General features: G+C 56.8%; 16 protein-coding genes. 8 read left to right on the forward strand and 8 right to left on the reverse strand.

Going from position 1 to position 16,082, the window contains the following annotated elements; translation table 11 throughout:
- Window positions 1-13: 13 nt before the first annotated feature.
- The 3 genes from pstB to phoB are packed head-to-tail and all read left to right on the forward strand — an operon-like array spanning window position 14 to window position 2,228.
- Window positions 14-811, forward strand: coding sequence for a phosphate ABC transporter ATP-binding protein PstB (gene pstB / locus GAL_RS08905; RefSeq protein WP_024097257.1), 798 nt, complete (start codon window positions 14-16; stop codon window positions 809-811).
- Between the two features lie 14 nt (window positions 812-825).
- The gene (phoU, locus tag GAL_RS08910; RefSeq protein WP_014874683.1) at window positions 826-1,536 is read left to right on the forward strand and encodes a phosphate signaling complex protein PhoU; all 711 of its coding nucleotides are present in this window, start codon (window positions 826-828) and stop codon (window positions 1,534-1,536) included.
- A 2-nt stretch (window positions 1,537-1,538) separates the two neighbouring features.
- Entirely contained in the window at window positions 1,539-2,228 is a 690-nt protein-coding gene (gene phoB, locus GAL_RS08915) for a phosphate regulon transcriptional regulator PhoB (protein ID WP_024097258.1), read from the forward strand.
- A gap of 61 nt (window positions 2,229-2,289) precedes the next feature.
- On the opposite strand, the gene GAL_RS08920 is transcribed toward phoB, so the two are convergent.
- Window positions 2,290-3,201: a LysR substrate-binding domain-containing protein gene (locus tag GAL_RS08920; RefSeq protein ID WP_024097259.1), complete on the reverse strand. Its 912-nt coding sequence runs from the start codon at window positions 3,199-3,201 to the stop codon at window positions 2,290-2,292.
- A gap of 101 nt (window positions 3,202-3,302) precedes the next feature.
- On the opposite strand from GAL_RS08920, the gene GAL_RS08925 reads away from it, so the two are divergent.
- Both GAL_RS08925 and GAL_RS08930 read left to right on the forward strand, forming a co-directional pair.
- A complete protein-coding gene (locus tag GAL_RS08925; protein WP_024097260.1) occupies window positions 3,303-4,523 on the forward strand; it encodes an acyl-CoA dehydrogenase in 1,221 nt (406 codons plus the stop codon).
- A 761-nt stretch (window positions 4,524-5,284) separates the two neighbouring features.
- A complete protein-coding gene (locus GAL_RS08930) occupies window positions 5,285-6,061 on the forward strand; it encodes an SDR family NAD(P)-dependent oxidoreductase (RefSeq protein WP_024097261.1) in 777 nt (258 codons plus the stop codon).
- Window positions 6,062-6,097: 36 nt separating this feature from the next.
- Here GAL_RS08930 and GAL_RS08935 read toward each other — a convergent pair whose 3' ends face one another.
- From GAL_RS08935 to GAL_RS08960, 6 genes are all read right to left on the reverse strand, one after another.
- A complete protein-coding gene (locus GAL_RS08935) occupies window positions 6,098-6,964 on the reverse strand; it encodes an acyl-CoA thioesterase (protein ID WP_024097262.1) in 867 nt (288 codons plus the stop codon).
- A 100-nt stretch (window positions 6,965-7,064) separates the two neighbouring features.
- Window positions 7,065-8,276, reverse strand: a complete 1,212-nt coding sequence (locus GAL_RS08940) for a serine hydrolase domain-containing protein (protein WP_024097263.1) — start codon at window positions 8,274-8,276, stop codon at window positions 7,065-7,067.
- Window positions 8,277-8,306: 30 nt separating this feature from the next.
- Window positions 8,307-9,059 (reverse strand): enoyl-CoA hydratase/isomerase family protein, encoded by a 753-nt coding sequence (locus GAL_RS08945; RefSeq protein ID WP_024097264.1) that lies wholly within the window; start codon window positions 9,057-9,059, stop codon window positions 8,307-8,309.
- A 140-nt stretch (window positions 9,060-9,199) separates the two neighbouring features.
- Window positions 9,200-9,994, reverse strand: coding sequence for an IclR family transcriptional regulator (locus GAL_RS08950; protein WP_024097265.1), 795 nt, complete (start codon window positions 9,992-9,994; stop codon window positions 9,200-9,202).
- A 24-nt stretch (window positions 9,995-10,018) separates the two neighbouring features.
- Window positions 10,019-11,095, reverse strand: coding sequence for a phosphotransferase family protein (locus tag GAL_RS08955; RefSeq protein WP_024097266.1), 1,077 nt, complete (start codon window positions 11,093-11,095; stop codon window positions 10,019-10,021).
- The gene (locus GAL_RS08960) at window positions 11,095-12,117 is read right to left on the reverse strand and encodes an NAD(P)H-dependent flavin oxidoreductase (protein ID WP_024097267.1); all 1,023 of its coding nucleotides are present in this window, start codon (window positions 12,115-12,117) and stop codon (window positions 11,095-11,097) included. Before GAL_RS08960 ends, GAL_RS08955 begins: the two co-directional genes overlap by 1 nt.
- A gap of 163 nt (window positions 12,118-12,280) precedes the next feature.
- On the opposite strand from GAL_RS08960, the gene GAL_RS08965 reads away from it, so the two are divergent.
- From GAL_RS08965 to GAL_RS08975, 3 genes are all read left to right on the forward strand, one after another.
- Window positions 12,281-13,282 (forward strand): NADPH:quinone oxidoreductase family protein, encoded by a 1,002-nt coding sequence (locus tag GAL_RS08965; RefSeq protein ID WP_024097268.1) that lies wholly within the window; start codon window positions 12,281-12,283, stop codon window positions 13,280-13,282.
- A 243-nt stretch (window positions 13,283-13,525) separates the two neighbouring features.
- Window positions 13,526-13,975 (forward strand): type II 3-dehydroquinate dehydratase, encoded by a 450-nt coding sequence (aroQ, locus tag GAL_RS08970; protein ID WP_024097269.1) that lies wholly within the window; start codon window positions 13,526-13,528, stop codon window positions 13,973-13,975.
- A complete protein-coding gene (locus tag GAL_RS08975) occupies window positions 13,972-14,727 on the forward strand; it encodes a LuxR family transcriptional regulator (protein ID WP_024097270.1) in 756 nt (251 codons plus the stop codon). Before aroQ ends, GAL_RS08975 begins: the two co-directional genes overlap by 4 nt.
- Window positions 14,728-15,179: 452 nt before the next feature.
- Here the strand turns inward: GAL_RS08975 and tsf are convergent, their stop codons facing one another.
- A complete protein-coding gene (gene tsf / locus GAL_RS08980; RefSeq protein ID WP_024097271.1) occupies window positions 15,180-16,055 on the reverse strand; it encodes a translation elongation factor Ts in 876 nt (291 codons plus the stop codon).
- Between the last annotated feature and the right edge of the window lie 27 nt (window positions 16,056-16,082).

The raw sequence follows: 16,082 nt of genomic DNA on the forward strand, positions 1-16,082 counted from the left end.
GAGGGCTGCCGATATGAACCTGATGACTGCATTGGACAAAGACGTGCAAACACAGAAAACCAAAATCGCCGCAAAGAATGTGAATGTCTACTACGGCGAGTCCCACGCGATCAAAGACGTCAACGTCGAGATCGAAGACAATACCGTCACCGCCTTCATCGGCCCGTCGGGCTGTGGCAAATCCACGTTTCTGCGCTGTCTCAATCGGATGAATGACACGATTGATATCTGCCGGGTGACCGGGGATATCTCAATCGATGGGGAAGACATCTATGACAGCCGCGTGGACCCGGTGCAGCTGCGCGCCAAGGTGGGCATGGTGTTTCAGAAGCCCAACCCTTTCCCCAAGTCGATCTATGACAATGTCGCCTATGGCCCACGTATTCACGGCCTTGCCGCCAATAAGGCGGAGCTGGATGAGATCGTCGAGAAATCCCTGCGCCGTGGCGCCATCTGGGATGAGGTGAAGGATCGGCTTGATGCGCCCGGCACTGGCCTATCGGGTGGTCAGCAACAACGCCTGTGCATCGCCCGCGCCGTCGCGACCGAACCAGAAGTGCTGTTGATGGATGAACCCTGTTCCGCACTTGACCCGATCGCCACTGCCCAGATCGAAGAGTTGATCGACGAACTGCGCAACAGCTATTCGGTGGTGATCGTCACCCACTCAATGCAGCAGGCCGCACGTGTGAGCCAGAAAACAGCCTTCTTCCACCTTGGCAATCTGGTGGAATTTGGCGCAACCGGCCAGATCTTCACCAACCCTGAGGATCCGCGCACCGAAAGCTATATCACCGGCCGTATCGGCTGATCGAGGACAGACCCATGGTAGAACAACATATTGCATCCGCATTTGACCGCGACCTCGAAGCCATTCAGGCGCAGATCATGAAAATGGGCGGTCTGGTTGAGGCCGCCATCATGGACGCCGCCCGCGCGCTGGAAACCCGCGATGAGGAACTGGCTCAGCAGGTGCGTCAGGGCGACAAGGCCATCGACGGCCTTGAAGAACTGATCAACGAAGAGGCCGCCCGCGTCATCGCCATCCGTGCGCCCGCTGCTGTTGACCTGAGGCTGGTGCTCTCGGTGATGAAGATCTCCGGCAATCTGGAACGCATCGGCGACTACGCCAAGAATATCGCCAAGCGGACGGCTGTGCTGGCGCAAGGGCCGAATGTCTCCGAGAGCGCGGCTGCCATGCGCCGCATGGCACGTGAAGTGGAACTGATGCTGAAGGACGCGCTGGATTCCTACATTCAGCGCGACGTGGAACTTGCGCAGGATGTGATCGCCCGTGACCGTGATGTCGATCAGATGTACAACGCGCTGTTCCGCGAATTCCTCACCTTCATGATGGAAGATCCCCGCAATATCACCCCCTGTATGCACCTGCATTTCATCGCCAAAAACGTCGAACGTATGGGCGATCATGTGACCTCCATTGCCGAACAGGTGGTCTACTTGGTGACCGGCGACAAGCCCGAGGATGACCGGCAGAAAGCCGACACCACATCGTCCGTGCCGCAGGAGGTCTGACCATGGCTGCCGACCAACCCACCGTTTTGGTGGTCGAGGACGAATTGGCCCAACGCGAGGTGCTGGCCTATAATCTGGAGGCCGACGGCTTTCGCGTGCTGCGCGCCGAACATGGTGAGGAAGCGCTGCTGATCGTCGAAGAGGACATGCCGGATATCATCGTTTTGGACTGGATGATGCCGAACCTCAGCGGGATCGAAGTCTGCCGCCGCCTAAAAACCAGAACCGAAACCCGCAATATCCCGATCATCATGCTCTCGGCTCGCTCCGAGGAGGTGGACAAGGTGCGCGGGCTGGAAACCGGTGCGGATGACTATGTGGTCAAACCCTATTCCGTGATTGAGCTGATGGCCCGTGTGCGGACCCAGCTGCGGCGCGTGCGCCCCTCAACCGTTGGGGTGCGGCTTGAATTCGACGACATCGTCCTGGATGCTGAAACCCATAAAGTCAGCCGGGGCGAGGCGCCGTTGAAGCTTGGGCCAACCGAATTTCGCCTGCTGTCGACCTTTATGGAAAAACCCGGTCGAGTCTGGAGCCGGGAGCAGCTGCTGGACCGCGTCTGGGGGCGGGACATCTATGTCGACACCCGCACTGTGGACGTCCACATCGGTCGTTTGCGCAAGGCGCTGACCCAACACGGCGGATCGGATCCTGTGCGGACAGTTCGCGGTGCAGGGTACGCTTTAGGGTAGGTCTCTACCACATTAATAAAGCTATGAAATTTTGGAAAAGCGAAATCCAACCACCTGAGAGCTACCGTGGCAGCGGATCTTCTGGCTGCGCCTGACCCGCCAACCAACTGCGGAACTTGATCAGGGCAGGGTCCTTGGAGCGGGCCTCAGGCCAGACAAGGTAATAAGCGCCCGGGCTCTCCGTCGCGGTCGGGTGCAAAGCCACCAAACGCCCGGTGGCGAGGTCCTGCTCCACCAGATAGTCCGGCATCAGGGCGACCCCCAACCCGTGCAATGCCGCCTGCGTGATGGTTGCGAACTGATCATACATGGTCCCGGATGATCCATCCGCCATTTTGATATCATGGCTCGCGAACCACTGCTCCCAGGCGCGCGGGCGGGTCTGGATGTGCAACAGGGGCAGAGCGGCAATATCTGCCGCGGTTGTGATCTCTCGGCCCGTCAACAGATCTGGTGCGCAAACCGGCAACATTTGCTCATGCTTCAGCAAAAGTGCCGCCGTCCCGGGCCAATCAGCGGTGCCGAAATGTATCGCAGCATCAAACCCTTCGCTGAGGAAGTTGAACGGCTCAAGTCGCGTCGACATATTGATCGTCACATCCGGATGCAATCGCGCAAATTCCGGCAGCCGTGGCATCAGCCAGCGCATTCCAAAGGCCGGCAGAATGGCCAGATTGAGGCTTCCGGCCAAAGGCGCCGCCTGCACACGCAACGTCGATTGTGCAATCTGGTTCAAGGCCTGCCGGATGTCAGCAGCATAGGTCTGCGCCTCAGATGAGAGAGTTAGCCGTTTCTGATCCCGCCGAACCAAATCCACGCCCAACTGGCGCTCGAGTGCCTGCAATTGGCGGCTGACAGCCCCTTGGGTCAGCGCCAGCTCATCCGCCGCCGCTGAGGCGCTGCCCAAACGGTCCAGCGCTTCCAGCGCGCGCAGCGCCGCAATTGAGGGGAGAAAGCGTCTGGGCGTGGCCATCTATGAGCTATTGTAATGTTTTCTTGTGGTTCTGTCGCTGTCCATCTCCTTACCGCAAGGTTAAGGTCGGCGGCAAGTTTTAGATCAGAAGGTGACGAAAAATGACCGATAAACCTGCATTGCGCGCCAAGGATGCCCCGGATCTGGGTCAGTTCAACTGGGAAGATCCGCTACGGTTGGATGATCAGTTGACTGAGGATGAGCGGATGATTGCGGCATCTGCACGGTCTTATGCCCAGGAAAAACTTCAATCTCGCGTTCTAACTGCTTACGAAAATGAAGAAACAGACCCAGAGATTTTCCGTGAAATGGGTGAGATGGGCCTCCTTGGGACGACCATTCCGGAACAATACGGCGGTCTCGGCGCGGGCTATGTGTCCTATGGGCTGGTTGCGCGTGAGGTCGAGCGCGTCGACAGCGGCTACCGCTCGATGATGTCGGTGCAAAGCTCGCTCGTCATGTATCCCATTTACGCATATGGCAGCGAAGAGCAGCGCCAAAAATACCTGCCGAAACTCTCCTCGGGTGAGTGGATCGGATGTTTCGGCCTCACCGAACCCGATGCGGGATCCGACCCGGCGGGCATGAAAACCCGCGCGGAAAAGACCGAAGGCGGCTACCGATTGACCGGGTCGAAAATGTGGATCTCCAACGCGCCAATCGCAGATGTGTTTGTCGTCTGGGCCAAATCCGAAGCTCATGGTGGCAAGATCCGCGGTTTCATCCTCGACAAAGGCATGAAGGGGCTGTCTGCGCCCAAAATCGCCAATAAGGCTTCGCTACGCGCCTCCATCACCGGTGAGATCGTCATGGACGGCGTTGAGGTCGGCGATGACGCGCTGCTGCCCCATGTGGAAGGTTTGAAAGGCCCGTTCGGCTGCCTGAACCGCGCGCGCTATGGCATCAGCTGGGGCGCGATGGGCGCCGCAGAAGCCTGCTGGCATGCCGCTCGCCAATATGGCCTCGATCGCAAACAATTTGGTCGCCCCCTAGCCAACACCCAGTTGTTCCAGCTGAAGCTCGCCAATATGCAGACCGAAATCACGCTCGGCCTACAGGCCTCCTTGCGCGTGGGGCGTCTGATGGACGACGCCAATGCCGCGCCGGAGATGATCTCCATCGTGAAGCGTAACAACTGCGGCAAGGCGCTGGAGATCGCGCGTAATGCTCGCGATATGCACGGCGGCAACGGCATCAGCCTGGAGTTCGGCGTCATCCGGCACATGGTTAACCTGGAAACTGTGAACACTTATGAGGGGACTCATGATGTTCACGCACTGATCCTCGGGCGCGCGCAGACGGGTCTGCAAGCCTTTTTCTAAGCGCACCCGACCAACAACTGATCAATAAAACCATTAAAAATCGCACTGTTGCCAGACAACGGTGCGATTTTTTGTTAAGATCGTAACCGAGATGTAAATCCATGTGGGGGTTAACACTCCTGACGCCCTCCTCATTTACGCAGATCTGAATTGCATTTTTGCAAAATGCAGTCGCGCCCACAGCGGTGCAAAGAGAAACAGGTAGATCTGACGAGGTTTTCTGTTCCCTTTGGCGGAAAATAGTTAAGGGCGTAAATCTGGACATTCGTGCATTCATTGGAGCGCAGAGGGCGAAGCAAAGCGACATGGTTAATGCCCACATGATCCGGCGCAGCACCGATAGTAGAATGACTGTTCCATACAGAGAGTTCTGCAAAAGGCGCATGCTCACCGCTGAATCTTCCGCTGAGCTGCTAGTTTGCAAAAGAGCGCGAGCCAGGTGCAATCAAATGGCCGAAATGACAGGTTAACCCTGCTGCACAGATGCAAACTACGGCAGCTGAAGCCAACCAAATCATGCGAATTCCCCAAAGCGCAGGCGAACTCCTGCAGGATCGCCGAGGTGTTTTTGCCAGACACATCAACCTCAATAAATGAAAGGTAAATGCGCAAAGGAGCTTATTTAGCTTGGTGGATCTACCTTACGCAAAATTACCTGTAATCAGTATTATGTATAATATTTGTGATGTAGCGTCACTATTGCAGGTCCAGCCTGTACCCGAAACAGTATCATAAATACATCGTCATCAGTTGAGGCCCACATGGATCTGCAAGGCAAAACAATTGTCATAACCGGTGCCGCAACAGGTATCGGGCGTGCATTGGCGATCGCAATGGCTGGGTATAGTCCAAAACATATCGTCTGCGCGGATTTGGACGGACTGGGCGCGCAGTGCACTGCTGATGAAACCGGTGGTCGTGCCTATACCTTGGACGTCGGATCGGACCGCGCCATCGCTGAGATGATTGATGTGATCGAGGATGAAATCGCACCGATCGATGTGTTCTGCTCCAATGCTGGGATCCTTCGGATCGGCGGACTTGAGACCTCGCTCACAGACTGGCAGCAAAGCTGGGATATCAACGTGATGGCCCATGTCTCGGCCGCGCGTCACCTGGTACCGCGAATGATCAAGCGCGGTGGCGGTTACTTTCTCAACATCGCCTCGGCGGCTGGACTGTTGAACCAGATTGGGGCTGCGAGCTATGGGGTGAGCAAACACGCCGCTGTCGGGTTTTCTGAGTGGCTTGCGATTACCCATGGCGATCAAGGGATCGGCGTATCCGTGGCCTGCCCGCAGGCGGTGAAAACCGCCATGACCGAAGGTATGGAGCACAGCGCCGCGGCGGTGGACGGCATGATCTCGGCCGAGGATGTTGCCAATAGCTGCATTGAAGCGATTGAAAGCAATCGATTTCTTGTTCTGCCTCATGCGAAAGTCGAAGGGTATATTCAGGCCAAGGCTGCAGACTATGACCGCTGGATCACTGGCATGCAGAGGCTGCGCGACAAATTCGAGCTTCCAAAAGCTGACTGAATGACTACAGAGCTTTCGGTGCTGCTACAGAGTGTGTCAGGGCTTGGAGATCGGGCGCATCAGCCCTTCCTGTGCAACACTTGCAACCAGCTGGCCGTCCTGTGTGAAGATTGAGCCACGGTTGAACCCGCGCCCGCCACCAGCGAAGGGCGAGTCCATCGTGTACAGATGCCAATTGTCAAATTGCACCGGCGCGTGGAACCACATCGCATGATCAAGGCTGGCGGTCATTGCCTGACCTTTCACAAAACTCAGACCGTGCGGACGCAGCGCTGACCCCAATAGCCCATAGTCGGACACATAGGCCATCAGCACATGCTGCAGCTGCGGCGCAGCGCCTTTTGCCGCTTTCATTCTGACCCACATGTGATTGATGTCGCTACATTCATCCGGATTTATCGGATCGCGTGGCTCGACATCTCGGATTTCGAAAGGACGCTCTCGCGTGAATTCGACGCGCAAACGACCATCCAGTTTCGGAGCAAGCTGGCGTAGAAGAACATCGCGAGACACCAATGTGTCTGGCGCTTGGACCTCGGGGATCTCATGTTGATGCTGCCACCCCGGTTCATCAATATGGAAGGACGCCGCTAAATTGAGGATTTGTTTGCCGTTTTGCAAAGCTGTCACGCGCCGGGTTGTGAAACTGCCGCCGTCGCGCGCAGGATCAACCGCGTAGATCACTGGTTTTGACGGATCACCGGGGCGGATGAAATAGGCGTGCAGCGAATGGCACAGCCTGTCCTCAACTGTGGAATATGCCGCCATCAAAGCCTGCGCAATCACTTGGCCGCCGTAGATCCGTGTCGGAGTTTCACCGCCAGACCCAATCCCGCGATAGAGATTACGATCAAGCTCTTCCAAATCAAGTAAATTGAGCAAAATCTCAGCTGCGTCAGGCATCTATCAATTCCTGTTGATGTGGCATCAGGCGGGTGATGTGGCATCAGGCGGGCCACTGCGGTCAACCGCCCTGCCCTGATGGTCTAGCTGGACAGCAGCCTTAACGAGTTACAGCGCCGTGAACCAGCGCCTTCAGCTCAGCCCGCGATGGATAAGAACTGGATGGGGCAAGCTGAGTAAAAAAGACCACACTCACATCCAGAACCGGATCGACCCAGAAGAAGGTTGAGGCCATCCCCCCCCAGCTGAAATCGCCAACGGATCCAGGACATCTCGCCCGCGCGGGATCCAGAACAACCGCGCCGCCAAGGCCAAACCCCATCCCGTCCATCGGCTGTTCCGCAAAACTTTGCGGTCCCATGGATGCAATGTCACCGGGCAGATGATTTTGGCACATAAAATCAACGATCTGCGGGCTGATCAAATGGTCCTTACCCAATGATCCCCGCAGCCGGATCAGCTCAGCAAAGCGCATATAATCGTCAATCGTGCTCAGAAGACCGCCGCCGCCCGAGTGCATCTCGGCGGTGTCGAAGGGGGTGTCGTCGTACGAGTCAATCAGACGCAGGCTGTCAGCGCCCTGTTGCGCATCATTCAGCGCCATCGCGTCACCGCTCAGCGGAGAATAGAGCGATGCCAATAAGTTGCCGGTTGTTTCCAAACTGCGAAATCCGGTTCTGTCCATGCCCAGAGGATCAAAGATCTCCCGCTTCAGCATGGTGCCAAGACTCTCTCCGGTCACGACTTCAATTACTCGGCCAATCACATCGATACCAACGGAGTATTCCCACCGCTGACCGGGTTCAAAGGCAAGCGGCAGCGCTGCCAGCTCCAGCACCTGTGCCGCAAGCGGGCCTTGGCTGGGCTTAAACATCAAATCCGTCTTCGACATATCTTCAGGCAAAATGCCGGGATTGAACGGATAGCTCAGCCCACTGGTATGGGTCAGCAGTTCATGCAGGGTTGGCGGCCGACAGGGTCTGGTCTGCGCAATATCGGCTGCACCATTAATAAGGCATCGCATACCGTTGAATTCAGGAAGAAATTCAGAAACAGGCATGTCCAGGTGCAACAGGCCACGTTCCAACAACATCATCAAAGCCAGCGAGGTCACCGGCTTGGTCATTGAGTAGATGCGCGTCACGGTATCACGGGTGAACGGCAGGTTTTCCGCAATGTTTCGCTGGCCCGCAGCGTGAAAATAGTGCTCCTCACCGTTGCGATTGATCAGCAGCGAACTGCCGGCATATTTGCGTTGATCCACATAGCGGTGTTGCCATGTCCTGATGTGCTCAAGGCGCGCAGCGTCCATGGAGGCTCCTGTTGTCGGTGATCTGGCAGTTTAGCCGATGATCCTTGTCATCGCCGGGACGGTCTCTTCAGTGAACCAAGGCTGATCCTCAGTCTCTGCGTCCATTGCGGACCTGATCTTTGCTATTGTTTCACCGCGCAGTTGCTGTTTGATCGCTGCATAGGTCCCGGATGGCAGCTCTGCCAGCGCGCGCGCTTCTTTCAGCGCATAGCCCAGCAGATCTTCTGCATCATCCGCAATGATATCCACAATATTGAAGTTCCGCGCCGCGATGGGACCGATGGTTTGCCCCGTCATCATCAGCCGTCGCTGGATGTTCGGGTTCAGCGTCGCGCGGGCGATCTCCAGCGGCGCAATCGGGAAATCAACTCCGGCCTGCACTTCTGCAAGACCAAACTTGGATTTCACCTGGGCAACCCGCACATCACTGCAAAGGACAAAGAACAGCCCACCTGCAATTGCCGCGCCATTCACAGCGGCGACAACCGGTTTTGGGCAGGCATAGAGCCCTAGAAAGGCCTCGTTCAGCCCCCGCACCGCGGCGCGCTGACCGGCCAGATCCAAGTCCCGCGCCACCTTCAGGTCTAGGCCAGCGGAAAACACCTTAAAGGCGCTGGTCAGCAGCAGCGCTCGCACAGTAGAATCTTCGCCTATCCCATTGATAACATGCGCGAAATCCATGAGGAACTCTGGTGATAGCGCATTGACCGGTGCGCGCGCCAGTTTGATTTCGACAACCCCGTCGCCATGTGCGTGCCGGATCAGCCAATCACTCTCAGTCATCTGTGGTCTTCCCTTAGACGCTGACACAGCTGCCAGCCGTTTCGATTATCATGCGCGGTTTGCCCATCAAGGTCGAGTATTTTGACCTACGTAGAACCACGCATGACACCTAACATCGCAGCTTTGGCAAAGCGTTACCGCTACGGTCGCATGCTCAGGGTTTCTGCAGCAGACATCAGCTGATCCGCATAAACCGTCTCCAGCACATCCGGGCTCACATGGAAGGACGGGCCACCAACGTTCAGCCCATAAACGCGCATCCCGTTCAGCGACACCACCGGAACCGCGATCCCGTTCACATCCGGCCGCCAATCTCCGTAGCCGGTACAGAATCCACGGGCAGCATATTCGTCCTGCGCCCGGCCCAGACTGTCCTGACGTGAGAGGCTGTCAGCAGGATCAAGCGCATCCGCAATCCGCAAGCTTTCGGCCCGTTGGTCCGGTGACATACCGGCAAGGATCGCGCGACCCACGGCCGAGTAAAACAGCGGCAACCGCATCCCAACATGCGCCGCCAGCGAGACGTCCTCGCGAGAGCGATGCACCGCAATATAGATAACATCCGCATGATGTGCCTCTCCCAAGGCACTGGTGATATATGAGTTTTCGCCATTTCGCAGATCCCGGAGGATCTGTGACGCGCGGTCGCTGATATCCATCCCGGCCAAGACGCCATAGCCCAGACGCAACACCCCTGCCCCCAAACGGTAATTGCCGGACTGCCCGTCCTGAACAAGATACCCAAGCTGGCACAGCGTATAGGTCAGCCGTGAAACGGTCGGTTTTGGCAGTCCCGTGCGTTCAGCCAGATCGGTGTTGGTCAGCTCCAGCTCATTGCGGCGAAACGCGCGCAGCACATCGAGGCCCCGCGCCAGGGCGGTGACAAAATTTCGATCTTTTTCGCCATCCGCTGACGCTGTGTTGTCACTGTCCATATCAGGTTCCGTCTCAGATGAAGTTCAGTCGAAACTCCGGGACAAGGCCGCGAGCCCGGCGCGCGCGAAGTCCGGCACAAACGCGCCAAGGCGCGCCGCATGTTCGGGGTTTGAGGCGTTGCCATCAAGCCCTCTTTTGCGCACCCCCTGAAGGATTGCCGCCATCCGGAAGAAGCTGAAAGAGAGGTAATAGCCGAAGTTTTCCACGCCCGACAAATTTCTGCGTTGACAATAGCTTGCGATAAATTCCTGATCTGACGGGAGGCCAAGATCGCGCCGGTTGACACCGGCCAACCCACGCCCCTCACGCCCGGGTGGCATCTGCCATTGCATGATCACCCCAGCAAGGTCTGCATAGGGGTGGCCGATGGTGGACAGCTCCCAATCCAGAACCGCCCGACAGTTTGTCCCCTCGGCTGCGTAGATCATATTGTCGATGCGGTAGTCACCATGCACCAACCCGCGCTGACCGTCCTCTGCGGGCATCTGTGCGCCCAATGCCGCGATCAGCTCATCCATCTCTGCATTGGTTTCAACCTCGCTGGCGCGGTATTGCTTGCTCCAGCGACCGTGCTGGCGCTCGAAATAGTTGCCCTCGGGCCCGTAGTCGGCCAGCCCCGCGGTGGCGGCATCCACATCGTGCAGCGCCGCCAGAACACGGCTCATCTCATCCATCACCGCAGCGCGATCACTCGCGGCAAGACCGGGTAATGTCGGATCTGAGAAGTTTCTCCCAACCACATGTTCCATAACATAAAATGGTGATCCGATCACGGTATCATCCTCGCAGAGATGATGCATCTTCGCGACCGGAACCCCGGTTTCCTGTAACGCCATCTGCACGCGAAACTCGCGTTCCACCGCATGGGCTGATTTCAGCAGAATGCCCGGCGGCTTGCGTCGCAGAACATAGGCGCCCGCCTCAGTCTGTAGGAGATAAGTCGGGTTTGACTGGCCGTTCTGAAACTTCCGGGCGGTGATCTCCGTGTCGAACCCGGGCAGACGCCCTTGCATGTACCGCTGAACAGCTCCCAGATTGAGCGCTAGAGGATCCGCCATACCGCTGTCATCTGGGGTTCCGGGGGATGTCTGCGATGCCATCAGCGCGCCCCAGCCAACGTGAACTCAGCAGCCAACCGTCGCCCGGCAGCATCATAATCTGCGGCAATCTCATCTACCAGCGCACCCGCCGGGCGCACATCCCTGATGGCGCCAATGCCCTGACCGGAACCCCAGATTTCCTTCCATGCCTTGGGCTTGGAAGAGCCGCCAGCAAAATTCATCGCGCTTGCGTCCGCACTCTCCAAATTGTCAGGATCAAGTCCTGCGTTCTGGATTGATCCGCGCAGATAGTTCCCAGAAACCCCTGTAAACAAGGATGAATAGACAATGTCATCCGCAGCACTATCGACAATCATCTGCTTGTAGCCCTGCTGTGCATTCGCCTCTTCCGTGGCGATAAACGGGGAGCCCACATAACCGAAATCAGCCCCCAACGCCCGCGCCGCAAGAAGTGACGGACCATTGGCAATCGCGCCGGAAAGCGCAAGCGGCCCCTTAAACCAGCTGCGAATTTCGCTGATCAGTGCAAGCGGAGATTGCTGACCCGCATGGCCACCCGCCCCGGCAGCGACCGCGATCAGACCATCGGCGCCTTTTTCAATCGCCTTCCGGGCAAAACGGTTGTTGATCACATCATGCAGCACAACGCCACCGCAACCATGGGCGGCCTCATTCACCTCGGGCCGCGCCCCGAGTGACGTGATCCAGAGCGGCACCTTCCAGCGGTGACAGATCTCAAGATCCCGCTCCAACCGCGTGTTGGAGCGATGGACGATCTGGTTTACCGCAAACGGTGCCGCAGGACGCTCCGGGTTGTCTTGGTTGTGCCTGTCCAATTCCTCGGTGATCTGCTGTAGCCAGACCTCCAGCAGCGGTGGCTCTCCCTCTGCCTCACGCGCGTTCAATGCGGGAAAAGATCCAACGATGCCGGCCTTGCATTGCGCAATGACCAGCTCTGGTACCGATATGATAAACAGCGGCGCACCGATCATCGGCAGGCGCAGTCTCTGCAGGGCATCAGGCATAGGCTGCCCACCCAATGTGAGGCGAGTCTCTTTCATTTCCAATCCTTTATCCAGCATATTTCACGCCGCTTCCCGGTCGGAAAACAGATCTATCGCAGAGCAGAATTGCATTTCGCAATTTCATTGACAACGTAAGATCCGCACAGAAGACTTGACGTCACAACGCGCCCATTGGGGCATCATGACAGGACACTCAGTTATGCACGCCATGCTTTCAACCGCCCCGGGCGGCCCCGAAACCTTGCAGTGGAGTGCGCAGGAGTGCCCCGAACCCGGCTCGCAGGAGGTGTTGGTCAAAATCCATGCCGCCAGCGTGAACTACCCGGATACGCTGATGATCCAGGATCTATACCAGATCAAACCACCCCGTCCGTTCGCGCCAGGTGGAGAGATCGCGGGGGAGATCATCGCGCTTGGTCATGAGGTTCAGGGCCACAAGATCGGAGATCGGGTGCTGGCACTGACCGGTTATGGCGGCTTCGCCACTCATATTGCGATCCCATCCACCAGCGCGATCCGCATTCCAGATCAGATGCCCTATCTGGACGCCGCCGGGTTCGTTTTCACCTATGGCACCTCTCATCATGCCCTAAAGGACCGTGCCAATCTGCAATCGGGCGAAACCGTGCTGGTCCTCGGCGCCGCCGGTGGCGTTGGATCTGCTGCGGTAGAGCTTGCCAAAGCTGCCGGCGCCCGCGTTATTGCCGCTGTGTCCTCCGCCGAAAAGGCTGCGTTTTGTCAGGAGATTGGTGCAGATGCCACAGTGATCTACGGCCATGCGCCGGATCAGGAAGATCAGATTAGTTTTGGGAAAAATATCAAAGCTCTGGCGGGGAAAGCGGGTGTAGATGTGGTCTATGACGCGGTGGGTGGTTCCTATGCGGAACCAGCGCTTCGTGCCATGGGTTGGCAGGGGCGTTATCTTGTTGTCGGCTTTGCGGCAGGCATCCCGAAAATCCCAATGAATCTGCCGTTGCTGAAAGGGTGCCAGATCGTTGGTGTCTTTTGGGGCGCAGCTGTACAACGGAATCCAGCGCAGCACCTGCGCAATGTGGGAGAGCTGTTCGAGCTTTATGGCAGTGGCAAGATCCGGCCACGTGTTCATGCGTCATATCCGATGGACCAAGCGCCAGCGGCCCTGATGGAGATGCAAAACCGTAATGTGCTGGGAAAGATCATCCTAACAAACACGCCTGAGTGACACAGGAAAACCCATGCAACGTTAGCGATAGCTGGCTTGCATATCATTCTGAAAGATATATGAATATGAGCCAATTACAGGAACCTAACCGCTAGTTATGGATGCTGCCGCCAGTCGCTGTAGACCAGCAGCCTGCTGATCAATCTGAGGCAACGCTGCCAACCCGTCCGTCAGTTCCTGTTAGAGCCGGTACCATGGCGGCCCGCAAAGCCAGGGCATCATTAAGAGCAAGTGGATATCAATATGCACAACATCCTGGTTTTGAACGGACCCAATCTCAACCTCCTTGGAACCCGTCAACCGGAGGTCTATGGCCGCGAGACACTCGCCATGATCGAACAGCGTTGTATCGAACACGGGCAGTCTATTGATCTCACCGTGAGGTGCGAACAATCGAACCACGAAGGAGCGCTGCTAGACGCGTTGCACGGCGCGCGGGGCGTTTACGGCGGTGTAGTCCTCAATGCAGGGGCCTACACACACACCTCTATCGCGCTGATGGATGCAATTTTCTCTATCGAGCTGCCTGTTGTTGAGGTCCACCTATCCAATATTCATGCGCGTGAAGATTTTCGCCACCGCTCCTATCTGTCACGCGCGGCCTTGGGGCAGATCTGCGGGTTTGGCGCTCAGGGTTATATTATGGCACTGGACGCGCTGCGCGCCCACCTGAATAAAGACAGCGCAGGATGAAACTTCGGGCCTATCTCAATTTTCTGTGCGGCGCACGGACACTTGAGGAGCTGTGGCTGGAACATGTCAAACAGATGAAAACCTATCGGTTTGACAGGCTGATCTACGGCTATACGCGCCACAAAACCAAAACATCGCTGGGCGATCCGGAAGATTTCGTCATTCTCTCCAATCACTGCACGGAATACGTGCAGGGGTTCGTCAATTCCGGGCTCTATTTCGACGCCCCCATGCTGCAATGGGCATTAAATAACGAAGGAGCCGGCAGCTGGCGAATGGTGCAGGAGCAGCTGGAACAGCAGACGTTGGCACCTCAAGCGCAGAAAGTTATAGATTTTAACAAGGCTATGGGCGTGCGCGCTGGCTATACGGTAAGTTTCTATTCAACCTCTCAGCGCTTTAAGGGAGCCATTTCACTCGCAGCTGAGGAAGATCTGAGCCAGGATGACGTTGATGAAATCTGGGCGAAAGACGGACATGACATCATATTGATGAACAATGTCGCGCATCTGAAAATCCTGACCATGCCCTACAATCCACCGAACCGCAGTCTGACGAAACGTCAGCGTGAAGCACTACAATGGGTTGGCGACGGCAAAACCACCCAGGACATCGCGTTGCTGATGGGGCTGACGCCCGCAACCGTAGAAAAGCACCTGCGCCTCGCACGCGAGGCCCTCGCCGTCGAAACAACAGCTCATGCGGTCCTCAAAGCCGCCCTTCACAACCAGATGTACGTTATGGAAAATTGATAAAGTCCAAATATACATTCCATGGATTGTTTATGACATAATTTAGCAAGGCCATTAACTTAGTCTTCATAATTGGGTATGGAATTCACTACTTCCAGAATGCGTGAATTACATGCAGAGTTCTACTGTTCCGTGAGTGGGGCTTTGGCCTGGGACGGCGCAGGGCATGACCCTTGGGATTTCAAGGCTCTCTAACCTGTCCGGTTGCTGCGTGTATTGTTCCGCGCCAGCGCCGGGATATTCTGAGGGGCACTGCAACGACAGCAGCGCCCCTCAACACTCTCAACTTCAGATACGTATCAGGATGTTACAGGCCAGATATAGCGGGCTGTGCAGCCCCTCCCCTTAATCGGAAACCGACGACTTGCCTGCGCTTTCGCAAACGAAAAAGCCGATGAAGCGACAACTTCATCGGCCTTTCCATTATTCACAAGAGCAAAGCTCGGACAGGATTAGCCCTGTGCGGCCTTGGCAACCTCAGCGGCGAAGTCTTCTTTTTCGACTTCAATGCCTTCGCCCACTTCCAGACGAACAAAACCAGTGATGGTCGCGCCTGCTTCCTTGGCCGCTTCTTCAACGGTCAGGTCAGGGTTCACAACAAACTGCTGGTTCAACAGGGTTGCTTCAGCGACGAATTTCTTCATCCGGCCGACGATCATCTTCTCAATCACCTGCTCCGGCTTGCCGGATTCGCGGGCGATGTCCATCTGGACCTGCTTTTCTTTCTCGACAACCGAGGCGTCCAGCTCAGCTTCGCTCAGCGCGGCGGGGTTCACAGCGGCGATGTGCATCGCAACCTGTTTGCCAATCGTTTCGTCACCACCGTTCATGGCAACCAGAACACCGATTTTGCCCATGCCAGCGGTCGCAGCGTTGTGCACGTAGGACACAACGGTGTCACCTTCGAGCGACGCCATACGGCGGACGTTCATGTTCTCGCCAATGGTGGCGATTTTGTCGGTCAACGTGTCAGCAACGGTCTTGCCGCCCATGTCAGCCGCGAGCAGTGCGTCAACATCAGCAACGTTCAGAGCCGTCTTGGCGATGCCGGAGACCATTTCCTGGAATTCAGCGTTTTTACCAACAAAGTCGGTTTCCGAGTTCACTTCGACAGCAACACCTTTGTTGCCTTCGACGACCACGGCGACCAGGCCTTCTGCAGCGGTACGGCCGGATTTCTTGGCCGCTTTGGCCAGACCCTTGGTGCGCAGCCAGTCAACGGCGGCTTCCATGTCGCCATTGGTTTCGGTCAACGCCTTCTTGGCGTCCATCATGCCTGCGCCGGTGCTGTCGCGCAGTTCCTTAACCATGGATGCAGTAATTGCCATCTTAGGCTCTCCTCAATTCAAAAACGG

Origin of the sequence: Phaeobacter gallaeciensis DSM 26640 (assembly GCF_000511385.1) — a bacterium.
Lineage (GTDB): Bacteria > Pseudomonadota > Alphaproteobacteria > Rhodobacterales > Rhodobacteraceae > Phaeobacter > Phaeobacter gallaeciensis.